Source organism: Enterococcus sp. GC34 (genome assembly GCF_040886645.1).
Taxonomy (GTDB): Bacteria; Bacillota; Bacilli; order Lactobacillales; family Enterococcaceae; genus Enterococcus; species Enterococcus faecalis.
The window spans coordinates 141,764-165,445 of record NZ_JBFOEF010000007.1; the positions used below are offsets into that span (position 1 = coordinate 141,764).

At 37.6% G+C, this 23,682-nt stretch carries 22 protein-coding genes and 1 riboswitch; of the genes, 7 read left to right on the forward strand and 15 right to left on the reverse strand.

The annotated features are described in order from the left end of the window. Positions 1-2 precede the first annotated feature (2 nt). Positions 3-986 (reverse strand): phosphate acetyltransferase, encoded by a 984-nt coding sequence (gene pta, locus AB3I72_RS08945; protein ID WP_002355836.1) that lies wholly within the window; start codon positions 984-986, stop codon positions 3-5. 155 nt (positions 987-1,141) lie between these two features. Next, positions 1,142-1,822: a uracil-DNA glycosylase gene (locus AB3I72_RS08950; protein WP_002363309.1), complete on the reverse strand. Its 681-nt coding sequence runs from the start codon at positions 1,820-1,822 to the stop codon at positions 1,142-1,144. A 133-nt stretch (positions 1,823-1,955) separates the two neighbouring features. Here AB3I72_RS08950 and AB3I72_RS08955 point away from each other — a divergent pair, with 133 nt between their 5' ends. Continuing rightward, positions 1,956-2,825: a Cof-type HAD-IIB family hydrolase gene (locus AB3I72_RS08955; protein WP_002383369.1), complete on the forward strand. Its 870-nt coding sequence runs from the start codon at positions 1,956-1,958 to the stop codon at positions 2,823-2,825. A gap of 51 nt (positions 2,826-2,876) precedes the next feature. Next, positions 2,877-3,401: an LURP-one-related/scramblase family protein gene (locus tag AB3I72_RS08960; RefSeq protein WP_002355833.1), complete on the forward strand. Its 525-nt coding sequence runs from the start codon at positions 2,877-2,879 to the stop codon at positions 3,399-3,401. Positions 3,402-3,446: 45 nt separating this feature from the next. Here the strand turns inward: AB3I72_RS08960 and AB3I72_RS08965 are convergent, their stop codons facing one another. The 3 genes from AB3I72_RS08965 to AB3I72_RS08975 all read right to left on the reverse strand — a co-directional run bounded on the left by AB3I72_RS08965 (position 3,447) and on the right by AB3I72_RS08975 (position 6,343). Continuing rightward, positions 3,447-4,010 (reverse strand): N-acetyltransferase family protein, encoded by a 564-nt coding sequence (locus AB3I72_RS08965; RefSeq protein WP_368023843.1) that lies wholly within the window; start codon positions 4,008-4,010, stop codon positions 3,447-3,449. Positions 4,011-4,106: 96 nt separating this feature from the next. After that, the gene (locus tag AB3I72_RS08970; RefSeq protein WP_048738203.1) at positions 4,107-5,276 is read right to left on the reverse strand and encodes a 3D domain-containing protein; all 1,170 of its coding nucleotides are present in this window, start codon (positions 5,274-5,276) and stop codon (positions 4,107-4,109) included. A gap of 299 nt (positions 5,277-5,575) precedes the next feature. Beyond that, a complete protein-coding gene (locus AB3I72_RS08975) occupies positions 5,576-6,343 on the reverse strand; it encodes a hypothetical protein (protein ID WP_202573389.1) in 768 nt (255 codons plus the stop codon). A gap of 125 nt (positions 6,344-6,468) precedes the next feature. On the opposite strand from AB3I72_RS08975, the gene AB3I72_RS08980 reads away from it, so the two are divergent. Next, on the forward strand, positions 6,469-8,196 hold the full coding sequence (locus AB3I72_RS08980; RefSeq protein ID WP_002364705.1) for an ABC transporter ATP-binding protein: 1,728 nt from the start codon (positions 6,469-6,471) through the stop codon (positions 8,194-8,196). Further along, complete coding sequence (locus AB3I72_RS08985; protein ID WP_368023844.1) at positions 8,186-9,952, forward strand: ABC transporter ATP-binding protein; 1,767 nt, start codon at positions 8,186-8,188, stop codon at positions 9,950-9,952. The genes AB3I72_RS08980 and AB3I72_RS08985 overlap by 11 nt, the downstream gene beginning before the upstream one ends. A 51-nt stretch (positions 9,953-10,003) precedes the next feature. Here the strand turns inward: AB3I72_RS08985 and AB3I72_RS08990 are convergent, their stop codons facing one another. Next, positions 10,004-10,552, reverse strand: coding sequence for a folate family ECF transporter S component (locus AB3I72_RS08990; RefSeq protein WP_002385065.1), 549 nt, complete (start codon positions 10,550-10,552; stop codon positions 10,004-10,006). Between the two features lie 30 nt (positions 10,553-10,582). Further along, positions 10,583-10,750, reverse strand: a riboswitch (THF riboswitch). 66 nt (positions 10,751-10,816) lie between these two features. Then, on the reverse strand, positions 10,817-11,239 hold the full coding sequence (gene mgsA, locus AB3I72_RS08995; RefSeq protein WP_002355823.1) for a methylglyoxal synthase: 423 nt from the start codon (positions 11,237-11,239) through the stop codon (positions 10,817-10,819). 185 nt (positions 11,240-11,424) lie between these two features. On the opposite strand from mgsA, the gene AB3I72_RS09000 reads away from it, so the two are divergent. After that, the gene (locus AB3I72_RS09000; protein ID WP_002355822.1) at positions 11,425-12,528 is read left to right on the forward strand and encodes an ABC transporter ATP-binding protein; all 1,104 of its coding nucleotides are present in this window, start codon (positions 11,425-11,427) and stop codon (positions 12,526-12,528) included. 50 nt (positions 12,529-12,578) lie between these two features. Here the strand turns inward: AB3I72_RS09000 and AB3I72_RS09005 are convergent, their stop codons facing one another. The 4 genes from AB3I72_RS09005 to AB3I72_RS09020 form a co-directional block, all read right to left on the reverse strand. Further along, positions 12,579-13,196, reverse strand: coding sequence for a hypothetical protein (locus AB3I72_RS09005; RefSeq protein WP_002355821.1), 618 nt, complete (start codon positions 13,194-13,196; stop codon positions 12,579-12,581). Positions 13,197-13,323: 127 nt separating this feature from the next. After that, positions 13,324-14,211, reverse strand: a complete 888-nt coding sequence (rsmA, locus tag AB3I72_RS09010) for a 16S rRNA (adenine(1518)-N(6)/adenine(1519)-N(6))-dimethyltransferase RsmA (protein ID WP_108119875.1) — start codon at positions 14,209-14,211, stop codon at positions 13,324-13,326. A gap of 18 nt (positions 14,212-14,229) precedes the next feature. Continuing rightward, a complete protein-coding gene (rnmV, locus tag AB3I72_RS09015) occupies positions 14,230-14,814 on the reverse strand; it encodes a ribonuclease M5 (protein ID WP_002368172.1) in 585 nt (194 codons plus the stop codon). Next, positions 14,811-15,581, reverse strand: coding sequence for a TatD family hydrolase (locus AB3I72_RS09020; protein WP_002358846.1), 771 nt, complete (start codon positions 15,579-15,581; stop codon positions 14,811-14,813). The genes rnmV and AB3I72_RS09020 overlap by 4 nt, the downstream gene beginning before the upstream one ends. Before the next feature lie 134 nt (positions 15,582-15,715). On the opposite strand from AB3I72_RS09020, the gene AB3I72_RS09025 reads away from it, so the two are divergent. Both AB3I72_RS09025 and AB3I72_RS09030 read left to right on the forward strand, forming a co-directional pair. Beyond that, entirely contained in the window at positions 15,716-17,938 is a 2,223-nt protein-coding gene (locus tag AB3I72_RS09025; protein ID WP_347495739.1) for a UvrD-helicase domain-containing protein, read from the forward strand. Positions 17,939-18,058: 120 nt separating this feature from the next. Further along, a complete protein-coding gene (locus AB3I72_RS09030) occupies positions 18,059-18,664 on the forward strand; it encodes a hypothetical protein (protein ID WP_002383359.1) in 606 nt (201 codons plus the stop codon). Between the two features lie 58 nt (positions 18,665-18,722). On the opposite strand, the gene AB3I72_RS09035 is transcribed toward AB3I72_RS09030, so the two are convergent. The 4 genes from AB3I72_RS09035 to AB3I72_RS09050 form a co-directional block, all read right to left on the reverse strand. Further along, positions 18,723-18,998 carry a hypothetical protein gene (locus tag AB3I72_RS09035; protein ID WP_002358843.1) on the reverse strand — a complete coding sequence of 92 codons (276 nt, stop codon included), beginning with the start codon at positions 18,996-18,998 and terminating at the stop codon, positions 18,723-18,725. Between the two features lie 99 nt (positions 18,999-19,097). Further along, positions 19,098-21,107: a methionine--tRNA ligase gene (metG, locus tag AB3I72_RS09040; protein ID WP_002355813.1), complete on the reverse strand. Its 2,010-nt coding sequence runs from the start codon at positions 21,105-21,107 to the stop codon at positions 19,098-19,100. A gap of 187 nt (positions 21,108-21,294) precedes the next feature. Continuing rightward, on the reverse strand, positions 21,295-22,686 hold the full coding sequence (locus tag AB3I72_RS09045; RefSeq protein WP_002361373.1) for an amino acid permease: 1,392 nt from the start codon (positions 22,684-22,686) through the stop codon (positions 21,295-21,297). 40 nt (positions 22,687-22,726) lie between these two features. Beyond that, positions 22,727-23,590 carry a GRP family sugar transporter gene (locus tag AB3I72_RS09050; RefSeq protein WP_002355811.1) on the reverse strand — a complete coding sequence of 288 codons (864 nt, stop codon included), beginning with the start codon at positions 23,588-23,590 and terminating at the stop codon, positions 22,727-22,729. Positions 23,591-23,682 lie beyond the last annotated feature (92 nt).

Sequence of the window (23,682 nt, forward strand, 5' to 3'; positions counted from 1 at the left end):
AATTAGTCGTTCATTAATGTTTGAGCAGCTGTAATGATTGATAATTTATAAACATCTTCTTCGTTTGCACCACGTGATAAGTCAGAAACTGGTTTGTTCAATCCTTGTAAGATAGGGCCAATTGCTTCAAAGTTACCTAAACGTTGAGCAATTTTGTAGCCAATATTTCCTGATTGTAAATCTGGGAATACAAAGACTGTTGCTTCTCCAGCAACTTTTGAGTTAGGCGCTTTTAATTGTGCGACAGAAGATACATAAGAAGCATCAAATTGTAATTCACCATCAATCGCATATTCAGGTGCTAATTCTTGCGCAATTTTTGTAGCTTCAGCAACTTTTGTTACTTCTGGTGCTTTTGCAGAACCTTTTGTTGAAAAACTTAACAATGAAACTTTTGGTTCAATGTCAAATAATTCAGCTGTTTTGGCACTATCAACAGCAATTTCAGCTAATTCTTGTGCAGTTGGGTTCACGTTAATCGCGCAGTCTGAGAATAAATATCTTTCTTGGTCACGACCACGAATCATTAAGAAGGCACCACTTGTACGGCTCACACCTGGTTTTGTTTTAATAATTTGTAACGCAGGACGAACTGTATCACCTGTTGAGTGGATAGCACCACTAACCATACCATCAGCAATACCCATGTAAGTTAACATAGTACCGAAATAGTTGACATCTTTTAAGATTTTTTCAGCATCTTCTTTAGTAGCTTTTCCATTACGGCGTTCAACAAATGCTTCGACCATTTCATCCCATTTTTCATAATCATTGGGGTTGATAATAATAAAGTTTGATGTGTTGATTCCACGAGCCATAGCAGCATTTGCGATATCTGTTGGATCACCAATTAAGATTGGTTCTACTAATTCATCAGATTTTAAGCGGGCAGCAGCACCTAAGATTCTAGGATCTGTTGCTTCAGGGAAAACAATTTTGATATTACGGCGTACGACTTTAAATTTTAAGCTATCGAATAATTCCACGATAAACCCTCCAGTTTTATATTTACAAAATCCATCATACACTATTCTCAAAGAAAATAACAGTTTTTTCTAGCTGTATTAGTCAAAAAAACCAATAATCCGATAAACTTTTCACAAACTAACTCTTCTACACTATAACAGCATACACTGTTACACTACACTGTTTCAGGAAGTTGCCAATCAATCGGCGTTTCCCCTAAACGTTCTAGAGCGGCATTCGCTTGAGAAAACGGACGTGAGCCAAAAAAACCACGATGCGCTGACAATGGACTTGGATGTGGCGATTTGATAATCACATGCCGAGTCGTATCAATCATTTTAATTTTTTCTTGAGCTGGACGTCCCCATAAAATGAAAACAACGGGTTTTTCACGCTCATTCAACTTTTCGATAATGACATCTGTCAGTTGCTCCCACCCTTTACCTCGATGGGAATAGGCTTGACCTGCCCGAACGGTCAACACAGTATTTAATAATAACACGCCTTGTTTGGCCCAGCTTTCTAAAAAGCCATGGTTGACGGGTTGGTACCCTAAATCAGCTTGTAATTCTTTGTAAATATTCGCAAGAGATGGCGGCACTTTCACACCTGGCTGGACAGAGAAACTTAGTCCGTGTGCTTGATTGGGTCCATGATATGGGTCTTGTCCCAAAATTACTACTTTTACTTCTTCAAAAGGGGTTAGTTCTAACGCTGAAAATAAATGATACATATCTGGATAAATCGTTTGTGTCTGATATTCTTTTTTCAAAAATTCCCGCAATTCTTGATAATATGGTTTTTCAAACTCAGCAGATAAAACGGTTTGCCAACTATTGTGAATAATTTCTTTCATAATGCTCACTCCTTCGCTCTCTAAGCATAACGAATTTCTCCAAACCTGACAAGAAATTTCTGGGTACTTTCTCTTGGAAAAACGTGGTAAACTATAGGTAAGCTTTAAATAGATAATGAGGTGTAGAGAATCGATGATTAAATTAATTGCTTCAGATATGGATGGAACACTTTTAGATGCAAAAATGAGCATCACAAATGATAACGCTTCAGCAATTCGCGAAGCGGAACGTTTAGGAATCGAATTTATGGTTGCTACTGGCCGCGCATATACCGAAGCGAAACCCGCGTTAGAAGAAGCTGGAATTGACTGCGCCATGATTACTTTAAACGGCGCCCAAGTGTTCGACAAAGATGGACACTCACTTTTCACGGCTGGGATCGAAAAAGAAACAGTAACCGAAGTACTAACTATTTTGAGTCAACACAATGTTTACTATGAAATCTCTACAAATAAAGGTATTTTTTCTGAACATCAAGAAAAAAGAATTGAAAACTTTGCCGCTCATATTGCAGAATCCATGCCCCATTTAACTTATAAAGTGGCGATCGCCATGGCTTCAGCACACCTATCTTTATTGCATATTACCTATGTTGATCGTTTAGACGACATTTTAAAAGATGATTCGATTGAAGTCCTTAAAATTATTGGCTTCAGTATGGATGGGCCGAAAGTATTAGGTCCTGCTGGGATGGAAGTAGAAGAACTAGATGATTTGGTTGTCACCTCTTCTGCGCTTAATAATATTGAAATTAACCACCGCCTAGCACAAAAAGGGATTGCGGTTGCGCGCGTCGCTAAAGAACGTGGGATTCCCGCTGAACAAGTCATGACTATTGGTGATAATTTAAATGACGTCAGCATGATTCAATGGGCTGGGGTAAGTTTTGCAATGGGCAATGCCGAACTGGAATTAAAAGAATATGCTAAATATGAAACAGCCACTAATTTAGAAAATGGTGTTGGCGAAGCCATCCTGCGTGCAATAAGAGAAGATTTGTAATAAGCACTACCAGTTACAGCACTCATTTATATATAGAAAGGAGATCGTGTCGTGTCTGAATTTTTTATTCAAGAACAACAGTTAGGAAAAGTTACGCGAACCATCGTGAAAGACCAAGCAGGCCGTTCACTTTTTCTATTGGTGGGGCGCTGGGGTACACGAGGAGATGCGCTTTCTTTATATGCAATGAACGGAGAAATTTTAGCCAGTATTAAACAAGTTTCTTGGACTTTTGGTACACGATTTGAGTTATATCAGCGTTTTGAAAAAGTGGGTACTCTACGAAAACTGTTCAATTTGAATGCTGATTTCTATTATGTTCAAGGCCTTCACTGGGCAGTTGTTGGTGATATCAAAGCGCATCAATATTCAATTTATCAAGTCCATAAAAAAATTATGTCAATGGATAAAACCATGCTTTGTACAGGCGACTATTTTGTTTTAACTGTTGCCAATGATGAGGACGCACCGTTGTGCATCTGCATAGCAGCTGTCCTTGACTACTGGTTATATAATAAGAAAAAACAAAAAACTTCCGATGATTTTGGATTAGATTTTGATCCTTTAACGGATTAATGAAAAATAACGAAGCTAAAGTGATTGACTTTAGCTTCGTTATTTTTACACTTCTTTTTGCATATGATTGTATAAGTGACCACTAATAGTCATTGTTGTGACATCTTTAAAGCCTTTGCTTGCGTATAACTTTCTCGCCCCAGGATTGTCAAAGTCAACATTTAGACCCAAAGCTTGCTTCCCACTAGCTTTAGCTACTTCAGGTAAAGCATCTAATAACTTAGAACCAATGCCCATTCCACGGAAACGTTCATCCACAGAGATCGTGTCTAAATACCATTCATTAGGCAAGGTTTCTTCTTCAATAAATAGCCGAACATCTTCTGCTAAGCCATGTTTTTTAAAGACTTCTCTTAAAGGTTCATCAATAATCTTTTCATCTTCCGCAGGATAGCCGACAGCAATCCCTGCAACTTCACCTGCATGTTCATAAACTAAAATTCGTTGATAGCCATAGCGATAGGTTGGACACGCCGTTGCCTCTGCTAACAGGTCAATCATTTGTTCTTCTGAGACTTCTTCTAAAATTGGTAACTCCATATCTTTTAAAATAACTAAGACCAGCCGAGCAATCGCTTGACCGTCTTCTTTTGTTGCCGAGCGAATCATTGTAATTCTCCTTTACATTTAACTAAAAAAGAACTGGCTACTATCATTACTGACTTAGCCAATTCCTTTTATCTTGTCTTTAGTATAACAAATTTATTATTGAATTTCTACTGTAACCTGACGTCGTCCCCAAAGACGGCATTGGTCTACTGAATCAAAATGAACATCAATAATATTTCCTTGAATAGCGCCACCTGTATCTCCAGCAATAGCAAAGCCATAACCAGAGACTTTCACTAATGAACCTAGAGGAATTACACTTGGATCGACTGCAACTACATTGCTTTGTTTACTTAAGTCAATACCAGTAGCACTTAGATTACTTGCACCAGCTTCGCGCCAAGAATAAGCGGTTGATTCCATCTGAAGCACACGACCAGAGCCAGTTCCTGGTGTTGATGATTCGCCTGTCGATGATTCTGTCGTTGATGACGATTCGGATGAACTAGCTGAACTTGAAGATTCAGTGCTACTGCTTTCCGTACTTGTAGAAGAGCTTGATGCTTGACTGCTTGACTCTTCAGCAGCTTCGGCTTCTAGTTTAGCCGCCGCATCTGCTTGCGCTTGTTTGTCGGCAGCTGCTTGTTTCTTCGCTGCTTCTGCTTTGGCAGTTTCTGCCGCACGTTTTTTCTGTGCCTCAGCTGCTGCTTTTTCGCTGACTAAGCGTTGTTGCTCTTTCTGTTTGTCTGTCGAAATTTGAGCCAATAATTCTTCATTATTCGCCATTTTTTCTTTTAACTCAGAGACTTTATTATTCATTGAAGAAGCTTCAACTTGTAATTTCTCTTCATTTTGTTTTAAAGTTGTTTGCGTATTTTCAACTTTTTCTTGTAATGCAGCTAATTTTTCTTTTTCGCTAGTTAAGCTTTCAATCTTTTCCCGTTCAAAGTTTTGTAAAACGGTCATGGCGTAGGCCCGATTAAAGAAATCTGATAAATTTTCTGCATCTAATAAGGCTTGCCAAGTACGTTGGTCGCCATTTAATTGAATATCCTTCATACGATCGCCAACAGCTTCTTTACGACGAGAAATATTTTTTTCTGTTTTTTCTATTTCCTCTTTCGAAGTTTTCAACGTATCTTCCGCTTTTGAAATTTGCGTTTTTAAACGTTCGATTTCCGCATATTTAGCATTTACATCGTCTAAGGCTGAATTGATTTCTTTACTAATTAACTCCCCAGATTGTTTCGCTTGCGCTTCTTTTTCTTGCAACGAATCAAGTGATTCTGCTGCCGCAGCGACTGGAAGTCCAAAATTGATAAGCATCATTGTTGTTAAAAATGGTATCAACTTTTTAACCTTCACTAAATCCAACACCTTTCCTAACTTATCTAAAACACCTACTCATTATACTAGTCAGGAGGGCTTGTTTTATTTCAATCATGTTACAATTTATTACAATTTAAATGCAACTCTTTTTTTATCCTGCGTTTATTCATTAGTCCATTTCTATCTCAATTCTTTAAGAATTTCTTAAGACGCCTTAAAAACTAGCTTTTGACGATTTTTCTTTTTTTCATCTCATTAGACCATTGATTGAAATATTTTGTAATATTTTTTGTTAATTATTGGCCCTTTTTCTTCAAATCTTCTAAGAGATGCCGAACTTCTTTGGAATTTTTAATGTTTTTTAAAGTTAGTTTTGGGTAATTGTTAATAAAACGACGTTGTTGGAAATTTAATCGATTTTGGAAATGCTCTTTTTTGGTTCGCTCTTTTAACTTCTGCCAATCAGCTGTAGCAATTTCCATTTTTGTGTTCAACCGTTGCTTAAATTCTTGTTGGTTCGTTTCCAACGTTTGTCCCATCTCGGTAATAAGTTTTTTGAAACCTTGCATGTTCAGCAACGTATAAATTAAGTCAAGCCCCATTACAATCACTATGCAAAGGGCTAAGTAGTTGCCAAAGGTTACTTGTAAAAAGCTGACAACTTTGGCGATTTCTGGTTGAATAACTTTGACAATCAAGACACACCCCAATCCCCAAAAAAGAGAAACCGGTAAAGCCACGCGACCGTTTAAATTAAAAGGTACATCATGATAATCCCACCAAGAGGCATGGAACAGTTTTTCCAAGCCATAACTAGTGACATATTCTAAAATCGTCACTAAAACAGCCGATCCGACATACAATACCAAGAGATTGTTCTCAAAGGGTTCCACAAAATAGAGAACGCTTAAGACCCCAAATCCATAAATAGGACAATAGGGCCCTACCAAAAATCCTCGATAAACAAATTTTTTAGCTTTTAATGAACAATACACCGTTTCCCATAACCAACCGATAAAGGAATAAATAAAAAATAACAAAATAATCTGACTCATTTTTTCCATGTTTCTACCACTCTCCACTTCTTTACTCTTTTCTTCTATTTTACCAGAAGTTAAGAAAATGTAGCGAACAACTTTCTTTCATTGAAAGATTAGGCTACAATGAGAGCAGCAAAGGGAGGAATCTTATGTTTGGTTTATTGAAATACGCAAAAAATTATCGAAAACAAATTATCCTCGGTCCAGTCTTCAAATTTTTAGAAGCTTGTTTCGAGTTAGTCTTGCCCTTATTCATGGCTCACTTAGTCGATGTCGGTATTCGTCAAAACGACCGACAGACTGTCATAGAAATGGCCCTCTGGATGCTTGTTATGTCGTTAGTTGGTTTATTTTTTGTCATGATTTGTCAATATTATGCTTCAGTCGCTTCGCAAGGTTTTGGGACAGAGCTAAGAAATCAATTAATGAAAAAAATTAATCAGCTTTCACACAAAGAATTGAATAGTTTTGGTACAGATACCCTCATCACTCGGATCACAAACGATATCAACCAGCTTCAATTGGCTTTAGCGATGTTTATTCGGTTGGTCATTCGGACACCTTTTTTAAGTATCGGTTCTGTGGTCATGGCTTTTTACATTGACGTACAGATGGGCTTTCTTTTCCTATTACTTTTACCAATTTTTAGCCTTATTCTCTTTATTATCATTAAAGTGACTGTGCCTTTATATCAAAAAGTCCAAGAATATTTGGATCGGTTAAACCGTCAAATCAGTCAAAACTTAAGCGGTGTCCGTGTGATCCGTGCGTTTGCTAGAAAGGAAACAGAGCAACGACATGTTGATAAAGCTTCAGATGATTTAGGCGATATTTACATTCGCGTATCGAACGTCTCTGCTTTATTAACACCTTTAACCACTTTGATTATGAATGTTGGAATTTTATTTTTACTTTATTTTAGTGGCTTAAAAGTTTCTTTTGGTTCTCTGCAACAAGGGGAAGTTTTAGCCTTGATCAATTATATGAATCAAATGATGCTCGCTTTAATTGTTGCTTCTAATCTCGTGGTAATTTTTACACGAGCCGCAGCTTCCGCAAACCGTGTCAATGAGGTTTTAACTGTAGAAAGCCAGTTAACAGATACACCAGAATCAGCAAAAACATCGCCACAATTTGGTGATATTACCTTTGACCATGTAGATTTTCGCTATGAACCAGAGGCCGGTTTGGCTTTGGAAAATATCAATTTTACGATTCCTAAAGGCTCAATTCTCGGCATCACAGGACCTACTGGCAGCGGAAAAAGTACCTTAACCCAACTCATTCCTAGATTTTATGATGTGAGTGCAGGAAACCTTTTTATTAATGGTGTAAATGTGCGCGATTGGCCGCTCTTTACTTTACGCCAACAAGTGGCAAGTGTCCCACAAACTGCCGTCTTATTTACAGGGACTATTCGAGAAAACTTACAATGGGGCAAACCAAATGCAACTGATGAAGACTGTTGGGAAGCATTAGCTATCGCCCAATGTAAAGAATTTGTTGAACAATTAGACCAAGGGTTAGACACGCCTGTTAACGAAGGCGGAAAAAACTTTTCTGGTGGACAAAGACAACGGTTGACCATTGCCCGTGCCTTGATTAGGAAACCACATTTACTTATTTTAGATGATTCCTTGAGTGCCCTCGACTATCAAACAGATTTGAATCTGCGCCGTGCTTTACAAAAAGAACGAGCAGAGACAACCGTTATTTTAATTTCACAACGCGTGAGTTCGATTGCTACGGCGAATCAAATTTTAGTCCTAGATAGTGGAAAAGTCGCTGGCCTTGGCACCCACGAAGAATTACTTACTTCTTCTAAAGAGTATCAAGAAATCGTTGCATCACAGGAGGAGGATACCCATGCAAACTAAAAAAATTCATTTTGGTGCCTTCTCACGTTTTAAGCCGTATTTACTACGCTATCCAAAAGAAATTATCGGTGCCTTAATCCTAGGAATTCTCAGTGGTTTTTCGACTGTCCTCATGACTTATTATATAGGTAAATCCGTTGATACAATGGTTGGTAAAGGACAAGTCAATGCTGCGCAACTCATCAAAATTTTAGGTTTATTAGCAGGGATTTTACTCGTAACCGTTCTAAGTCAATGGCTGATTCAACGTCTCGGTAATCGCGTGTCTTATTTATCGACCACACAGCTGAGAAAAGATGCCTTTGCCCATTTAAATCAATTACCGTTAAGTTATTATGACCAAACATCACACGGAAATATCGTCAGTCGCTTTACCAACGATATTGACAATATTTCAATGGCTTGCTCGGCTGTCTTCAACCAATTATTTTCTGGCATGGCCACCGTCGTTGTTGCTTTGCTCTTTATGATTCGGCTAAGTCCCCTGCTCACATTAGTGGTTCTTATCAGTACGCCGATTATTTTTATTGTAAACTGGCTTGTTGCAAAAGCTTCACAAAAAAACTTTGCTGCACAACAAACGATTGTTGGTGAAATTTCCGGCTTCGTTTCAGAAATGGTTGGCAACCAAAAAATTGTTAAAGCCTTTCAACAAGAACAAGCTACACAAGAAACATTTGAAGCATTGAATCAAACGTTGTACGAAAAAGGACAGAAGGCTCAGTTTTCTTCTTCCTTAACCAACCCACTTTCTCGATTTATCGACCATTTATCTTACTTATCGATTGGATTAGTCGGTGGCTTGTTAGTTTTAAGTGGCAATCCTTTAGTCACAGTTGGTGTTATTTCCAGTTTCACCATTTACTCTAGTCAATTTTCTAAACCTTTTATTGAACTCTCAGGAATCACCAACCAAATCCAAGCAGCCTTAGCTGGATTGGAACGTACCTTTGATATGATGGATCAACCAGTTGAACGTCCTGATGCCCCGAACGCAATTGTTTTGAAAGAAGCGCGAGGCCGTGTTGAATTTAAAGACGTTGATTTTTCTTACACGCCGACGCGACCTTTAATCGAAAACTTTAATTTAATTGCTGAACCAGGAGAAACAATTGCCATTGTTGGGCGAACTGGTGCGGGTAAATCAACATTAGTGAATTTGTTAATGCGCTTTTACGAGGTCGACCATGGTCAAATTACGGTTGATACTCACGACATTACTCAAATTACTCGGGATAGCTTGCGAAAAAGTTTTGGCATGGTTCTCCAAGATACTTGGCTATTCGATAGCTCCATTCGGGAAAATTTAACGTACGGAAATCCCGAAGCCTCTGACGAAGAAATTATAGAAGCCATGAAAAAAGCCCATATTTTTGATTTCGTCATGCGTTTACCTCAAGGACTAGATACCGAGATTGGTTCCCAAGGCGTTAAAATTTCTGAAGGACAACGACAATTAATGACTATTGCACGCACGATGATTAGTAATCCGCCGATGCTTATTTTAGATGAAGCGACCAGTTCAGTTGATACGTTGACTGAGCAAAAAATTCAGGATGCTTTTTTACAAATGATGACTGGCCGGACCAGTTTTGTTGTTGCCCATCGCTTAGCAACAATCAAAAGTGCTGAAAAAATTCTAGTTATGGACAATGGTCAAGTGGTTGAAATTGGCACCCATGACGAATTATTGCAAAAAGAACAGGGTTATTATCGTGACCTTTACGAAGCACAGTTTAATCAAAAAGCACAATAAAAAAGAGTCACTTTTCTGGGATGATGAAAAGTGACTCTTTTAATTTTAAATTTATTGATCTAATTCAGATAATGGCTTTCCAAATAAACGTTTAAAGGGAATTTTATTGCCTAAATAATAAGTGGCAATTACTTGAATAGGAAAGAAAATAACTGTTTTAATTAAGCGTGGCACCCACCAAGCAAAATTTGCTAGATTGACGCCATACATTAAACTTAACCACAAAGGCGTTAAAATAATATTAATTAAAACGGTGACCAACAATGTCGCCAAAATCACTCGTTGCCATGTCATTTCTTTCTTATAATAGAAATAACCATAAATAGCACCAGCCAAAAAGGCATTTAAAGTAAACCCAGGAAAATAGCCTGCCTTTGGAAAAAGCAGCATTCCTACCACATCAGCCACCGCCGTGCCGATTCCAGCCCAAAAAGGTCCGAAAATCATCCCAATCAATGATTCTGGAATAAACGTGAAACTGATTTTTAAAAACGTTGTTTCATACGCAAAAAAGCGTGAAAAGACAACGACCACCGCAATGAGTACGCCCATTAACGCAATGGATTTTGTGCCAAATTTTTTCTTTGTCATTTTTAGCATCTCCTCTAAGAGCTGCTACATGACGAACCATGCAGCGAATGCGAAAACAAAACCGCGAACATTAAAAAGCTGAACGTGTTGTTCTGATGATAAGCAAAGTAAGAACCTTTGCTTTCTAGCAACACACTGTTTATGTTCTTCGTCCAAAAGGCAACATCCCATCCTTTTAGCACTTAACGCTTTGTCTCCTACTCTGTTATTTTATTTGGACAAAAGTCCTCATAAAATATACCACAAAATAGTCAAAATAACCATTAAGGTTCTCTAAAAAGCTAACGGTCGACGATCCCCTTCATGGATAACCTCACGGAAGTCCGCAAACCCCGCCTCGACACCTCTCAAAAGAATTTCAGCACTGCCAATATTTGTCGCTAAAGGAATTTCATAGACATCACTTAGACGAATCAAAGCCGTCACGTCTGGTTCATGCGGTTGCGCGGAAAGAGGATCTCTTAAAAAAATAACTAAATCAATGTTGTCTTCCGATATCATTGCGCCAATCTGTTGATCCCCACCTAATGGCCCCGATTTAAAGCAATGCACGGGTAAGCCAGTTGCTTCCATCACTTTCATGCCTGTCGTTCCCGTTGCATACAATTCATGTTTTTCTAAAATATGTTTATAAGCGGTTGCTAGTTTGATCATTAATGTTTTTTTACGATCATGAGCGATTAAAGCGATTTTCATGTTATCCAACTCCTGTCTTTGTTATATTATAACAAAAGTTTAGCGATAAATCCGCTGAGAGTGTTTGTCCTTTGTCACCTTGACGAAAAAGTCTTCTTTTTCTTGTGCAACTCTCCCTTGCTGAAAGATAGCGTTTTCATTTAAACTATGAGTAACAAATCAAAAAGAAAAGAGTGACGTATCAAATGGTGGAAATGGCGCTTAGAAATGTGTATAAAAAATATGACAATGCAGAACATTATTCTGTTACAGATTTTAACTTAGAAATTACAGACCGTGAATTTATCGTCTTTGTCGGACCTTCTGGTTGCGGTAAATCAACAACATTGCGAATGATTGCTGGCTTAGAAGATATTACTGAAGGTGAATTATCAATTGGGGACAAAGTCATGAATGACGTTGCACCGAAAGATCGTGATATTGCCATGGTTTTCCAAAACTATGCGCTTTACCCGCATATGACTGTTTTTGATAACATGGCTTTTGGTTTAAAACTAAGAAAATATGATAAAGCTGAAATTAAAAAACGGGTGGAAAATGCTGCGGATATTCTGGGCTTAACAGAGTACTTACAGCGTAAACCTGCGGCGCTTTCTGGTGGACAACGCCAACGTGTTGCACTTGGCCGGGCAATTGTCCGTGATGCCAAAGTCTTTTTAATGGATGAACCTTTATCAAACTTGGATGCAAAATTACGTGTAGCCATGCGTGCTGAAATCGCTAAACTACACCAACGTTTAGAAACTACGACAATTTATGTGACACATGACCAAACCGAAGCGATGACCATGGCTGATCGAATCGTAATTATGAAAGATGGCTTTATTCAACAAATTGGTTCACCAAAAGAAGTTTACAATACACCAAAAAATATGTTCGTAGCTGGGTTCATCGGCTCACCTGCCATGAATTTCTTCAAAGTTACCTTAAACAATGGGGTTATTTCTAACCAACATGGCTTAAAACTAGCAATTCCTGAAGGAAGAAACAAAGAGCTTGTTGAACATGGTTATGAAGGCAAAGAATTAATTTTCGGTATTCGTCCAGAAGATATTCATAGCGAACAAGTGGCTTTAACGGCAATGAAAGATGCGGTGATTAAATCTGAAGTCGTTGTTTCTGAATTATTAGGGGCTGAATCCATGCTTTATACAAAAATTGGTGATACAGAGTTTATCTCAAAAGTAGATGCTCGTGACTTCCACCATCCTGGTGAAATGATTGACTTAGCTTTTGATATTAACAAAGGACATTTCTTCGACCCTCAAACAGAAGAAGTCATTAAATAAAAAAATCTCGAGGCATCCGTCGCAATGACGGATGCCTCGAGTGTTTCTCTTTATGCTAATTTAACCTTCTTCTTTATCACTTTGGGTTGTTTCGCTTCTGTAAAAGTTGGAATATCTACATGTTTACTTAAGGTACTTGCTAAAAAGTAGGCAATACTGAAATCCACCAAACTATGAATTAATCCACCAACGCCCATCAAAAGAAAAATAGAATACATGAAGCCGGCTGTATAATAGGTTCCTGGCAAGTTGCCCATTGTGTAAAATACAGAAACAACCACTAGCTCGGCAGCGGAATGAATCACTCCAATTCCCACGTTAAACAACTGTAATTTCCCATTTAATAAAGTGAATTTCCCCTCTTTATTGATTAAAATTTCTGGATGCTTTTGTAAAATCACTGCGCCAATGACTGCAAAAATCAAATGAGATAAGGCCCGCAAAGCAATAATCGGTGTTGCGGATAAGAAAAAACCAAAACCTGTTCCTAGACTAACCGCAATTGCCACCACTGGAGAAATAAACATGGCAATAAAAACTGGGACGTGACTTGCTAACGTAAAACTAGCTGGACCAATGGTAATTCTTGGCATAACCATTGGAATGATAATCCCCATTGCAATTAAAAGTGCTGAAATTGTTAAACGTTTTACTGAGTTTGTTTTCATTAAAACTGCCTCCTAAAGGTGTCATGACACCTTTTTGTTTTTCTCAAGTGTAGCTGAACAGCCGCAATGTGTCAAGACACATAAAAGAACTTTCTGTTATTTCTCATAAATAACAGAAAGTTCTTTTTTATACTGGTTTATTCTTTTCTAAAGCATTACTTAAACGAGCGAATTCTTCTAAAGACAATGTTTCACCACGTCTAGAAGGATCAATTTCTGCTTCAGCTAGGCTCACTTTTAGCCAAGCTACCGTTTGTTCATCTTTCCCATAAAAATGAGTTAAGTTATTCCACAATGTTTTACGTCTTAATTGGAAACTGGCTTTGGTTAATTTGAAAAATTCTTTTTCATTGGTCACTGTCACTGCTGGTGTAGCACGGCGCGTCAATTTAATAATCGCCGAGTCAACATTGGGCTGCGGCACAAAAACCGTTTTTGGCACAATAAAGGCGACACTTGCTTCCATAAAATATTGGACAGCAATTGATAATGAGCCATAAGCTTTCGTTCCTGGTTTAGCAGCAATTCGATCAGCGACCTCTTTTTGCATCATCACAACCATTTCGGCTACATCTAAAGAAGATTCTAAAAAATGCATCATAATTGGCGTAGTAATATAGTAAGGTAGGTTAGCCACCACTTTAATCGGATACTTCTCTTGAAAAACTTGGTTGGTTGTCTCGACCAAATCAGCTTTTAAAACATCTTGATGCACCACTGTTACATTATCATAGCGACTTAAGGTATCCGCTAAGACAGGTATCAAGCGATCATCAATTTCAAAGGCCACAACTTGTGCCGCGTTCATCGCTAATTGCTCTGTTAATGCACCAATTCCAGGCCCGACTTCGACAACATTTGTCTGCTGATTGATTCCCGCTGTTTCTACAATTTTTCTTAAAATATTAGGCTCTGTCAAAAAATTTTGACCTAAACTCTTTTTAAATGAAAATCCATGCTTTTTTAGTATTTCTTTGGTTCTGGATGGTGTGGCAATTTCTTTATAGTCCGTCACGCTTGTTCCTCCATGTAGTTATTCTTCGTTTGCAAGTTCTTTTAAAATACGTGTCATGCTTTCTTTCAATTCTGCTTCTGTAATCCGAAACATGCTTAACCGTTTGACTAACTGTTTGCTATTTGTATAGCCAATTCTTAGGTCATCTCCTAATAATTCACGGTATTTTTTTGCATTTGCTCCCGCTATTAAACCATATTCAACTAGTGTTTGTCTAGGAATTTCTTGATAGTCTTCACCAGCTTGAACAGGTGTTACGACTTTTTTTAAGGCTTCAATAATTGCTTCATCACTAGCATGTTCAACCCCTAGGCTACCACCATTTTTTTTAGGAACTGCAACTTTTCTTGATAAAAAAGCATGCTTTGCATCAGGGACAACTTCCATTATTGTTTTACGAATTTTTTCGCCCGAATAGTCTGGATCTGTAAAAATAATCACGCCTCTCGTTTCTTGTGCGTGTTCAATTTGTGTCAAAATTTCATCATTGATAGCAGAGCCAATCGTTTCAATCGTATCCGCTGCAACTACCTCTTGAATGCGGCGTGTGTCGTCTTTTCCTTCAACGACAATGATTTCTGCAACTTTCATTTTTTCCTTCATTTATCTATCCGAAACAAGCGATGAGCGTTGACTCTCGTTTGTTCTGCCACTTCTTCAAAGGTTAGTTGACGCAATTCAGCAATTTTTTCCACTACGTATCGTGTATAGCCTGGTTCATTCCGTTTACCACGATAAGGAACAGGGGCTAAATAGGGTGCATCTGTTTCCACCAACATTCTTTCTAGTGGTACCGCCATCGCCGCTTCTTGAACATCCAATGCCTTTTTAAACGTTACGACTCCACTAAAAGAAATATGCAAACCTAAATCTAAAAATTTCTTCATCCACTCAGCATCGCCACTGAAACTATGCATGATTCCACCAATATCTGAAATTTTTTCATCTTTTAAAATTCGATAGGTATCTTCTAATGCCTCTCTCGTATGCACACTAAACGGTAAATTCATTTCCCGAGCAATCGCAATTTGACGGCGAAAGACTTTTTCTTGCACCTCTTTAGGATCCTCCATCCAGTAATAATCAAGACCGATTTCACCTAATGCGACAATTTTTGGCAACGTTAATTGTTCTTGTAATCGACGTTCAACCTCTGGCGTATAGCTACCCGCTTCTGTTGGATGCCAACCAATGATACTATAAATATTGGCATATTCCTGACTAAGTAAAAGAGATTTTTCAATCGTTGGTTCATCAAAACCGACCACGGCCATCTCTGTAACACCCAATTCTTGGGCATGTGCAATCGTTTCTGGAATATCATCATTAAATTGTTCTGCATTCAAATGTGTATGTGTATCAAAAATCATTATGATTGCCTCCTTTATCTCCTCTCTACTTTATCATATTTCTTGAAAAATCTGAATGACTAGGCGACAAGATTCGCCATTTCCTCATAAACAGCGCTTGCATTTATGCTAAAAGTAACGTATACTATTCAGTCATGTTATTAAAAGGAGGAATCTCCATGACCGATGAAAAAATTTATGAACAACAGCATTTAACAACGGTTTATCATGAGCTGCAAGCGGCTAAAAAAGTTTACGAAGAGCAATTGGCGAACACAATGAAAGATGGCAAACATATGCTAGAAGAATTTGGTCGCGATTCTAAGCTGAATTTTGATAGTTATGCCGATAATCTAGAAACGTTTGCCATGTTGGAAATGAAGAACCGTGAAATTGATCAGTGGAACTTAAAAAATGAAGCAACGGCTAAAAATTTAGACAAAGTGAAACGCCTATTACAAGTTCCTTATTTTGGCAAAATTGGCGTGACTTTTGAAGACAGTCCTGAAGAGCCAGAAAACTTTTATATTGGCGTAAACGATTTTACTTCTTTAGAAGAAGAAACGCGCATTCACGACTGGCGCTCACCGATTGCTTCGTTATTTTATGACAATGTTTTAGGGAAAACAGCCTACATGGCACATCAACAAACCATTCCTGTACAACTTGATTTGAAAAGACAGTTAATTATTGAAAAAGATCAATTAATCAACTATTTTGACACAACCATCGCGATTCAAGATGATGTGTTATTGCATTCTTTAGAAGAAGATGCTTCTCCTTATATGAAGGACATTACGACAACCATTCAACAAGAACAAAATCAAATAATTCGTGACGAAACGCAGCCACTCCTACTAGTCAACGGGATTGCTGGTAGTGGGAAAACGTCTGCGATTATGCAACGGATTGCTTATTTACTTTATCAACATCGAGCAGAAATTACGGCGGATAATATTTTATTACTTTCACCAAATTCAACATTTATTGATTATATTTCTCAAGTTTTACCGAATTTAGGCGAACGAAATCCCTTGAATTTGACTCTTTTACAATTTTTGCGCTTCACTACCAAAGAAGCATGGCCAATGGAAGAAGAAACGGACTATTTCGAACGCATTACTCGCTCTGAGGCAACGGAGCAAGAGCACGTTATTCGTTCAAAAGAATTTGCAACGTTTCTTTTAAGCAATCCTGAAAAAGCGGTTGTGCAGCCACATTTTTTCCGTCCTTTAACTTTTAAAAAGCAGACCTTATTTACTTCAGAAACAATTTTTAAACTTTATCAAGAAACACCAGCTGACTTGAGTATTCGCCAACGAATTTCGGCCACAAAAGAAAAATTAACCAGTCTTTGGACACGGTACTTATTAAAACAAGCCCATTCTAAAAAAATGTTGGATCAATTCCAAGATTTAACAGAAGCTGAACAAGTTCGTTATTTTGGCACAGTGATTACCGAAGATAATGAAAAACATCTGGCTGATTTTGCTTTAAAACGTTTGAAGAAAAAATATCGCTCCATCACTGCCGCTATCAAAAATGATGCTTGGCTAGATCAATGGGCCTTTTTTGAAACGTTTTATTCTTTATTCACTGGAAAATCGTATCAAAAAGAGACAGCTGTTTTCACAGCCGATGAAATTGTGACCCTTATTTTGGTGAAACATGCATTTATTGAAAACCTCGCCAACCAGCAAATGGCTTTTATCCTAGTCGATGAAGTCCAAGATTATACAGAAGCCCAATTATTATTACTGCTGACACTTTTCCCTAAAGCTAGTTTTACTTTAGCTGGTGATGAAAATCAAGCCATTTTTAATACAGCCATTGAATTTTCTGAAGCTCATGATTTATTGGTTAACGAAACCAGCCGTTCTGTTGGAACGTATCAATTATTAAACAGTTACCGTTCAAGTAAAGAAATTACACGACTCTTCCAAACATTAGGCACTCAACCAGAGCAATTAACCATTGTGCCCATCCGTCATGATGGAGAGAAGCCGGCATTTATTCCTTGTGACTCTGCGTCTGACTATCTTAAAGCAATCGTCACTTCCATTGCAACTTTTGATCCGAAAGAAAGCACCGCCATTATTACTAAAACTTTTGCAGAAAAAGAACAATTAACAAAAGAACTCAGTGCTTCTCTTTCATTGGAAGAGCATCCGTCACTGCAAGTTTTATCAATTGATATGGCAAAAGGTCTAGAATTTGATAATGTAATTCTTCATAACCCAAATGTTAATCGTTATTCCGACAATAAACGAGATAAAAAAATCCTGTATACTGCTATTTCTCGTGGAATGAAACGGGTCGTTTTACCTTATACCGGCACACTTTCTGAATGGTTTACACCTTACTTGGCAGCCCAGTAACTGAGACTTAAGGCGGATTTTATTTTTAGAAAAACCACTTATAATAGACGAGTAGGTACTGCTTTTTAACTAGCAGACCTACTCGTTTGTTGTCTCTTAAGTTGAGAGGAGTGTGAGAAAGTGAAACAATCACCTGATTTAGAAAATTTTTTAAAAACCTCTATCCAAAAAAATGTAACTATTGAGCGAAAACAACAAAACCAAACCATTTGGCACTGGCTACTGCTTATTTTATTTGGCTTGCTAACCTTTGGCTCACTGACACAGCAGTTACTCCTAATTGGCTTGTTTACACTTATTGCCGCTATTGTTAAAGGTCCCTTAATGCTCGTCTGGGGAACCATCTATTCGGCGTTAGTGGCTTTGTTTCCACCTTTCGCTTTAGTCCTATCTTTACTTTTTTTTATAATTAATTTAGGCACCGTTATGAAAAGTTGGCGTATTACTTTAACAAGTGCTTACTTTTATCTAATTCCTTTAGGTTTTAGTCTCTTGAAAACGACCGACTGGGTATCAACGCCTTATTTCCTGACAGGCTTGGCTTTGTTAAGTATTTTAGGGCTGCATTTTATATTAGAGTGGCTCTATAAAAATAATAGCTTAGGCCGTTTACTCACGTGGCAAATTATCAGTGTCCCTTTTTCACTCTTACTGATCATTTTACCAAGTCGCCTAACGAAAGGCCGTTTTGGTAAAAAACGAATACCTAAAAAAGTGAAACTCTAAAATAGAAAAGCCTAGGAAAAATCGCAAATGATTTTTTCTAGGCTTTTCTTCGATTCTTTTAATTTAAAAATTCGTTGATTTTCGATTTTAGGACGTCGATAAAACTGGAGAAAGAGAGTTCATTTGTTTGTGAATATGTCCAATGAGCCAATAACAGAAAAACTAAAATAACCAGTATCGCAACCACTAAAAAGGTTCTAATTCTTGCCCTTCTTTTTCTACGTTGAACTGTTAGCCATGCTTGTTCCCTTACTCTCATAGCTTCTAAATAATACGGACGCCATTTAGGATCATTTTTTCGTTGCTCATAAAATTTAAATTTATGATAAGCCATCAAACTTCCCCCACATCAAATCACTTTTCTTCTAGTATACAAAAAAAGTAGTAAAGATAAAAGGTTACAATTCACCTTTTATCTTTACTACTTATGCTTTTATGCAATTCCTGCACCATTTGGCATTTCTTTTGGTGCTTCAACAATTTGAAGTTTCCCTTCTGGTGATTCAGCTGAAAGAATCATTCCTTGGCTAATTTGACCACGCATTTTTCTTGGTTTTAAGTTAGCCACAATGACTACTTTTTTGCCAATTAGCGCAGCTGGATCTGGATAAAATTCAGCAATACCTGAAAGAATTTGACGATGGTTTTCATCTCCAGCATCTAAACGGAATTGCAATAATTTATCTGCTCCTTTGACTTTTTTACAGTCAATAACTTCGGCAACTTTTAATTCCACTTTATCGAAATCATCGTACTTAATTTGTTTTTCTTTCGTTGAAACCAACGTTGTTTCTTCTGGATTCCATTTAATATCCTCTTCTGTAGCACTTTCGCTTTGGGACATTTTCTTTTGAATATACGTTACTTCTGTTTCAATTTCTAAACGTGGGAAAATAGGTGTTCCTTTACTTGTTACTGTTACGTCTGTTGGGAACTCACCAAAATGAATATTTTCCATGTTCATTGTTTCTGGATCTAAGCCTAATTGTTCGAAAATTTTCCCTGGTGTTTCTGTCATGACTGGTTGCAATAAGATTGCCACAATTCGTAAGCTTTCCGCTAAATGGATCATGACACTTTCTAATTCGTTGCGTTTCTCTTCTTCTTTAGCTAATACCCAAGGCGCTGTTTCATCAATATATTTATTGGCACGAGAAACTAGCGTCCAGATTTCTGCAATGGCCGTGTTAAATTCCATTTTTTCCATTGCTTCATGATATTTTCCAATAACATTCGCCGCAGTTGTCGATAGTTCACTATCAAATGGGGTAACTTTTGAAGCATAGGCTGGTACTTTGCCATCACAATATTTATTAATCATCGCAATTGTTCGATTCAACAAGTTTCCTAAGTCATTAGCTAAATCATAATTTAAGCGAGAAACGAAATCTTCTGGTGTAAAGACGCCATCACTACCAAATGGAATTGCTCGTAATAAATAGTAACGTAACGCATCTAGACCGTAGCGTTCTACTAACATTTCAGGGTAAACAACATTTCCTTTAGATTTAGACATTTTTCCGTCTTTCATCAATAACCAACCATGTCCAAAGACTTTTTTCGGTAATGGTAAATCCAAGGCCATTAACATAATTGGCCAATAAATCGTATGGAAACGCACGATTTCTTTCCCAACCATTTGCACGTTCGCAGGCCAATATTTTTGGAATAATGAATCATCTTCTGAGCCATAACCTAGTGCTGTAATATAGTTTGATAACGCATCAATCCATACGTAAACCACATGTTTTGGATCATTTTTTAACGGAATTCCCCAAGAGAAAGTCGTTCTTGAAACGGCTAAATCTTCCAATCCTGGTTTGATGAAGTTATTTAGCATCTCATTTTTACGAGATTCTGGTTGAATAAATTCTGGATGTTCTTCGTAATATTGTACCAAGCGATCCGCATATTTACTCATGCGGAAGAAATAGGATTCTTCTTTAACTAATTCGACTTCGTGACCACTTGGTGCTTTCCCACCAATGACATTGCCTTCATCGTCACGATATACTTCAGCTAATTGTGTTTCAGTGAAAAATTCTTCATCAGAAACTGAATACCAACCTTCATATTCTCCAAGGTAGATATCTCCTTGTTCTACTAAACGATCAAAAATTTGTTGCACAGCTGCCATGTGATAATCATCCGTTGTCCGAATAAATTTATCATAGCTGATATCTAATGTTTTCCATAATTTTTGAACATCTGCTGCCATTTTATCAACGTACTCTTTTGGTGTCACATTCAACTCAGCAGCTTTTTTTTCAATTTTTTGGCCATGTTCATCCACACCTGTTAAATAAAATACATCAAAACCCATTAAACGCTTGTAACGGGCCATTGCATCGCAGGCGATTGTTGTATATGAATTCCCAATATGTAACTTCCCACTTGGGTAATAAATTGGGGTGGTAATATAAAATGTTTCTTTCTGTGACATACAGAAAAAACCTCCTTTAGTCATTTTCCTAAACCCTCAGGATTTACTCCTAAACAGTATACCATAATTAGACATTATTAAACTATATTTCTTGTCGGTTTTCTCTTGAAAATGAAGAAAATGCCAGAAAGAAAAGAGAGAAACACCTGTCTATTTGACAAGTATTCCTCTCTTTTTTCGTTCATTTTTATTCTTTTGTCTCGAAACGAACGATACTATGGTGTCGTCCATAAAAGAAATAAATAGCCAAACCAATCACTACGGCTACGCCAAATACTTGCCAAGTAGCTAAAGACAATTGGAACATCAAAGCCGCGCAAACCACGATTGAAATTAATGGTAGAACCGGCACAAGTGGTACTTTAAATTCACCTGCTTGTGGTTCTCCTTTCATTGTCCGTAATTTGATAATTCCTAAAGCGAGAAACATCAGATAAAAGAGTGTCACGATATTTGTAAGTTCAGCCAACATCTCCATTGGAACAACACCAGCAAAAACCATTGCTAAAAATCCAGCTACATAGGTTGCATTCTTAGGTGTGTGCCGCTTCTCATCGATTTTGCTCATAAACTGCGGCAATAATCCATCTTTACTAATCGCATAAATCACACGGGCTAAACTGTACATCATCGCAATCGTCACTGTTAATAAGGTTAAAATAGCACCAACTGAAATGATTGTCGCAATTGCGCCATGATTAATGAAGCGCATCGCAAAAGCCACCGGATCCTTGACCCCTAAATCCGTAAATGGAACAATCCCAGTTAAAACTAACGTAACAACAATATATAACAATGTTGAAATAATAATGGAACCAATAATCCCTTTTGGAATATCTTTTTTCGGATTCTTCACTTCCTCCGCGGCCATGCTAACCGCATCAAACCCTAGAAAGGCAAAGAAAACTAAGGCAGCACCACTGAAAACGCCTGAAAAACCATAAGGAATAAATGGTTGCCAGTTCGTTGGTTTCACATAAAAGATTCCCACGAGAACAAATAATAAAATAATCCCAAACTTCACGAAAACCATTAAGTTATTTAAACGTAACGCTGTTTTCGCTTCTAAAGATACCCAAAAAGTTACGGCTACAACGACCAACATGGCAATCAAATCAATATATGTACCATTTGTTGGATTATAAGCGCCACTTAACGCTTGCGGCAAAGAAAAACCTAAGCTATCCAAAAAGCCATGGACATAGCCTGACCAACCTGAAGCAACGGATGAAACCGCCAAGAAAAACTCACAAATAATCATCCAACCAGTCATCCAAGCCACAATTTCTCCAAAGACCACATACATGTAGGCATACGGCCCGCCAATGACCGGAATACGCGATGCAAATTCTGCATAACATAAACCAGATAAAATAATCGCGGCTGCTGCTACCAGAAATGATAAGACGAGCCCTGGACCTGCATAGCGTTCCGCTGCGACACCTGTCACAACAAAAATCCCTGTTCCTACTACAGCCCCAATTCCTAGAAAAATTAAGTCCATCGTCTTAAGATTTTTTTTCATCCCACCACTGTCATTGACAGGCACAGTGATTTCTTTTTTTCTAAAAATAGACATGTGTTTACCCCCGTAAAAAAAATAAGCGTAAATAAACTATTTACGCTTTCATATACCCTAAAAGAATACCACCTAGAATAACAAAAATGCAACCAAAAATAACATAAAACATTTCTTTTTTTGATTTTCTTTCGCCTAAAAGGAAGATGCCTCCAAGAGTCGAAATAATAATCCCCATTTGTGATAAAGAGAAGCTAATAGCTAAGCCAATTTCACGCATGGTTAATAACATACAAATATTTCCTAAGCCCCAAAGCAGACCCGTCGTCATATTCATCCAAACAAAACGATCAACTTTGACTTTTTTGAAGGCAAAGAAACTAGCCCCCACTAACATACCAATACTTTGTGGCAAAATAATTCCCCACGGATCTAAACCAGTGGCATTAATAATGATGGTATAGACGCCATACCCAACTGTTGAGAAAATCAACGCCCGAATCCCTTTATTAAAATCTAACATACTGTTTGAGGTTTTCGGTTGACTATCATCATCTTGTCGAGCTGTTAAATACACCCCAAAAACTAAAAAGGCTAAAGCGATAAAGCCTACAACAAAGTCTTTTGTTTTTGTCCATTCATGGAAAAAAACAGCCCCTGCAACGGTATTAACAACTAACTGCATCCCAGTTGAAATTGGTAAGCCAACTGAAACGCCCATATATTTCATGCTATGAAATTGTTGATTCTGTCCCAAACTCCAGAATAAACCAGATATAAATCCAACAATTAATGTGGCTGTCGTCAACGTAGGCTGGATAACAAAAAAGACAACAATTGAAAATAGTAATGCGCCGATTGTCATACCTAACGTTTGTTGATTGGCGCTTCCACCAATTTTACCGCTGACTAAACCAATACTGCCCCACGCAATCATGGGCACTAAAGCGATAAGTAAACTCATAATATTCTCCTAACAAATTTATTTCATTTCATTCTAACAATAAAAACGTTTTCTAAACAACTAAGAAGAGTAAGAGAAGTTAGCAAGAAAGT

What these genes read in the sequence shown, in the direction of transcription:
- AB3I72_RS08950 (WP_002363309.1), bottom strand. Translation starts at nt 1,822, where the DNA reads ATGAAAGAAATTATTCACAATAGTTGGCAAACCGTTTTATCTGCTGAG.
- AB3I72_RS08955 (WP_002383369.1), top strand. Translation starts at nt 1,956, where the DNA reads ATGATTAAATTAATTGCTTCAGATATGGATGGAACACTTTTAGATGCA.
- AB3I72_RS08965 (WP_368023843.1), bottom strand. Translation starts at nt 4,010, where the DNA reads ATGATTCGCTCGGCAACAAAAGAAGACGGTCAAGCGATTGCTCGGCTG.
- AB3I72_RS08970 (WP_048738203.1), bottom strand. Translation starts at nt 5,276, where the DNA reads ATGCTTATCAATTTTGGACTTCCAGTCGCTGCGGCAGCAGAATCACTT.
- AB3I72_RS08975 (WP_202573389.1), bottom strand. Translation starts at nt 6,343, where the DNA reads ATGGAAAAAATGAGTCAGATTATTTTGTTATTTTTTATTTATTCCTTT.
- AB3I72_RS08980 (WP_002364705.1), top strand. Translation starts at nt 6,469, where the DNA reads ATGTTTGGTTTATTGAAATACGCAAAAAATTATCGAAAACAAATTATC.
- AB3I72_RS08985 (WP_368023844.1), top strand. Translation starts at nt 8,186, where the DNA reads ATGCAAACTAAAAAAATTCATTTTGGTGCCTTCTCACGTTTTAAGCCG.
- AB3I72_RS08990 (WP_002385065.1), bottom strand. Translation starts at nt 10,552, where the DNA reads ATGCTAAAAATGACAAAGAAAAAATTTGGCACAAAATCCATTGCGTTA.
- mgsA (WP_002355823.1), bottom strand. Translation starts at nt 11,239, where the DNA reads ATGAAAATCGCTTTAATCGCTCATGATCGTAAAAAAACATTAATGATC.
- AB3I72_RS09000 (WP_002355822.1), top strand. Translation starts at nt 11,425, where the DNA reads ATGGTGGAAATGGCGCTTAGAAATGTGTATAAAAAATATGACAATGCA.
- AB3I72_RS09005 (WP_002355821.1), bottom strand. Translation starts at nt 13,196, where the DNA reads ATGAAAACAAACTCAGTAAAACGTTTAACAATTTCAGCACTTTTAATT.
- rnmV (WP_002368172.1), bottom strand. Translation starts at nt 14,814, where the DNA reads ATGAAGGAAAAAATGAAAGTTGCAGAAATCATTGTCGTTGAAGGAAAA.
- AB3I72_RS09020 (WP_002358846.1), bottom strand. Translation starts at nt 15,581, where the DNA reads ATGATTTTTGATACACATACACATTTGAATGCAGAACAATTTAATGAT.
- AB3I72_RS09025 (WP_347495739.1), top strand. Translation starts at nt 15,716, where the DNA reads ATGTTATTAAAAGGAGGAATCTCCATGACCGATGAAAAAATTTATGAA.
- AB3I72_RS09035 (WP_002358843.1), bottom strand. Translation starts at nt 18,998, where the DNA reads ATGGCTTATCATAAATTTAAATTTTATGAGCAACGAAAAAATGATCCT.
- metG (WP_002355813.1), bottom strand. Translation starts at nt 21,107, where the DNA reads ATGTCACAGAAAGAAACATTTTATATTACCACCCCAATTTATTACCCA.
- AB3I72_RS09045 (WP_002361373.1), bottom strand. Translation starts at nt 22,686, where the DNA reads ATGTCTATTTTTAGAAAAAAAGAAATCACTGTGCCTGTCAATGACAGT.
- AB3I72_RS09050 (WP_002355811.1), bottom strand. Translation starts at nt 23,590, where the DNA reads ATGAGTTTACTTATCGCTTTAGTGCCCATGATTGCGTGGGGCAGTATT.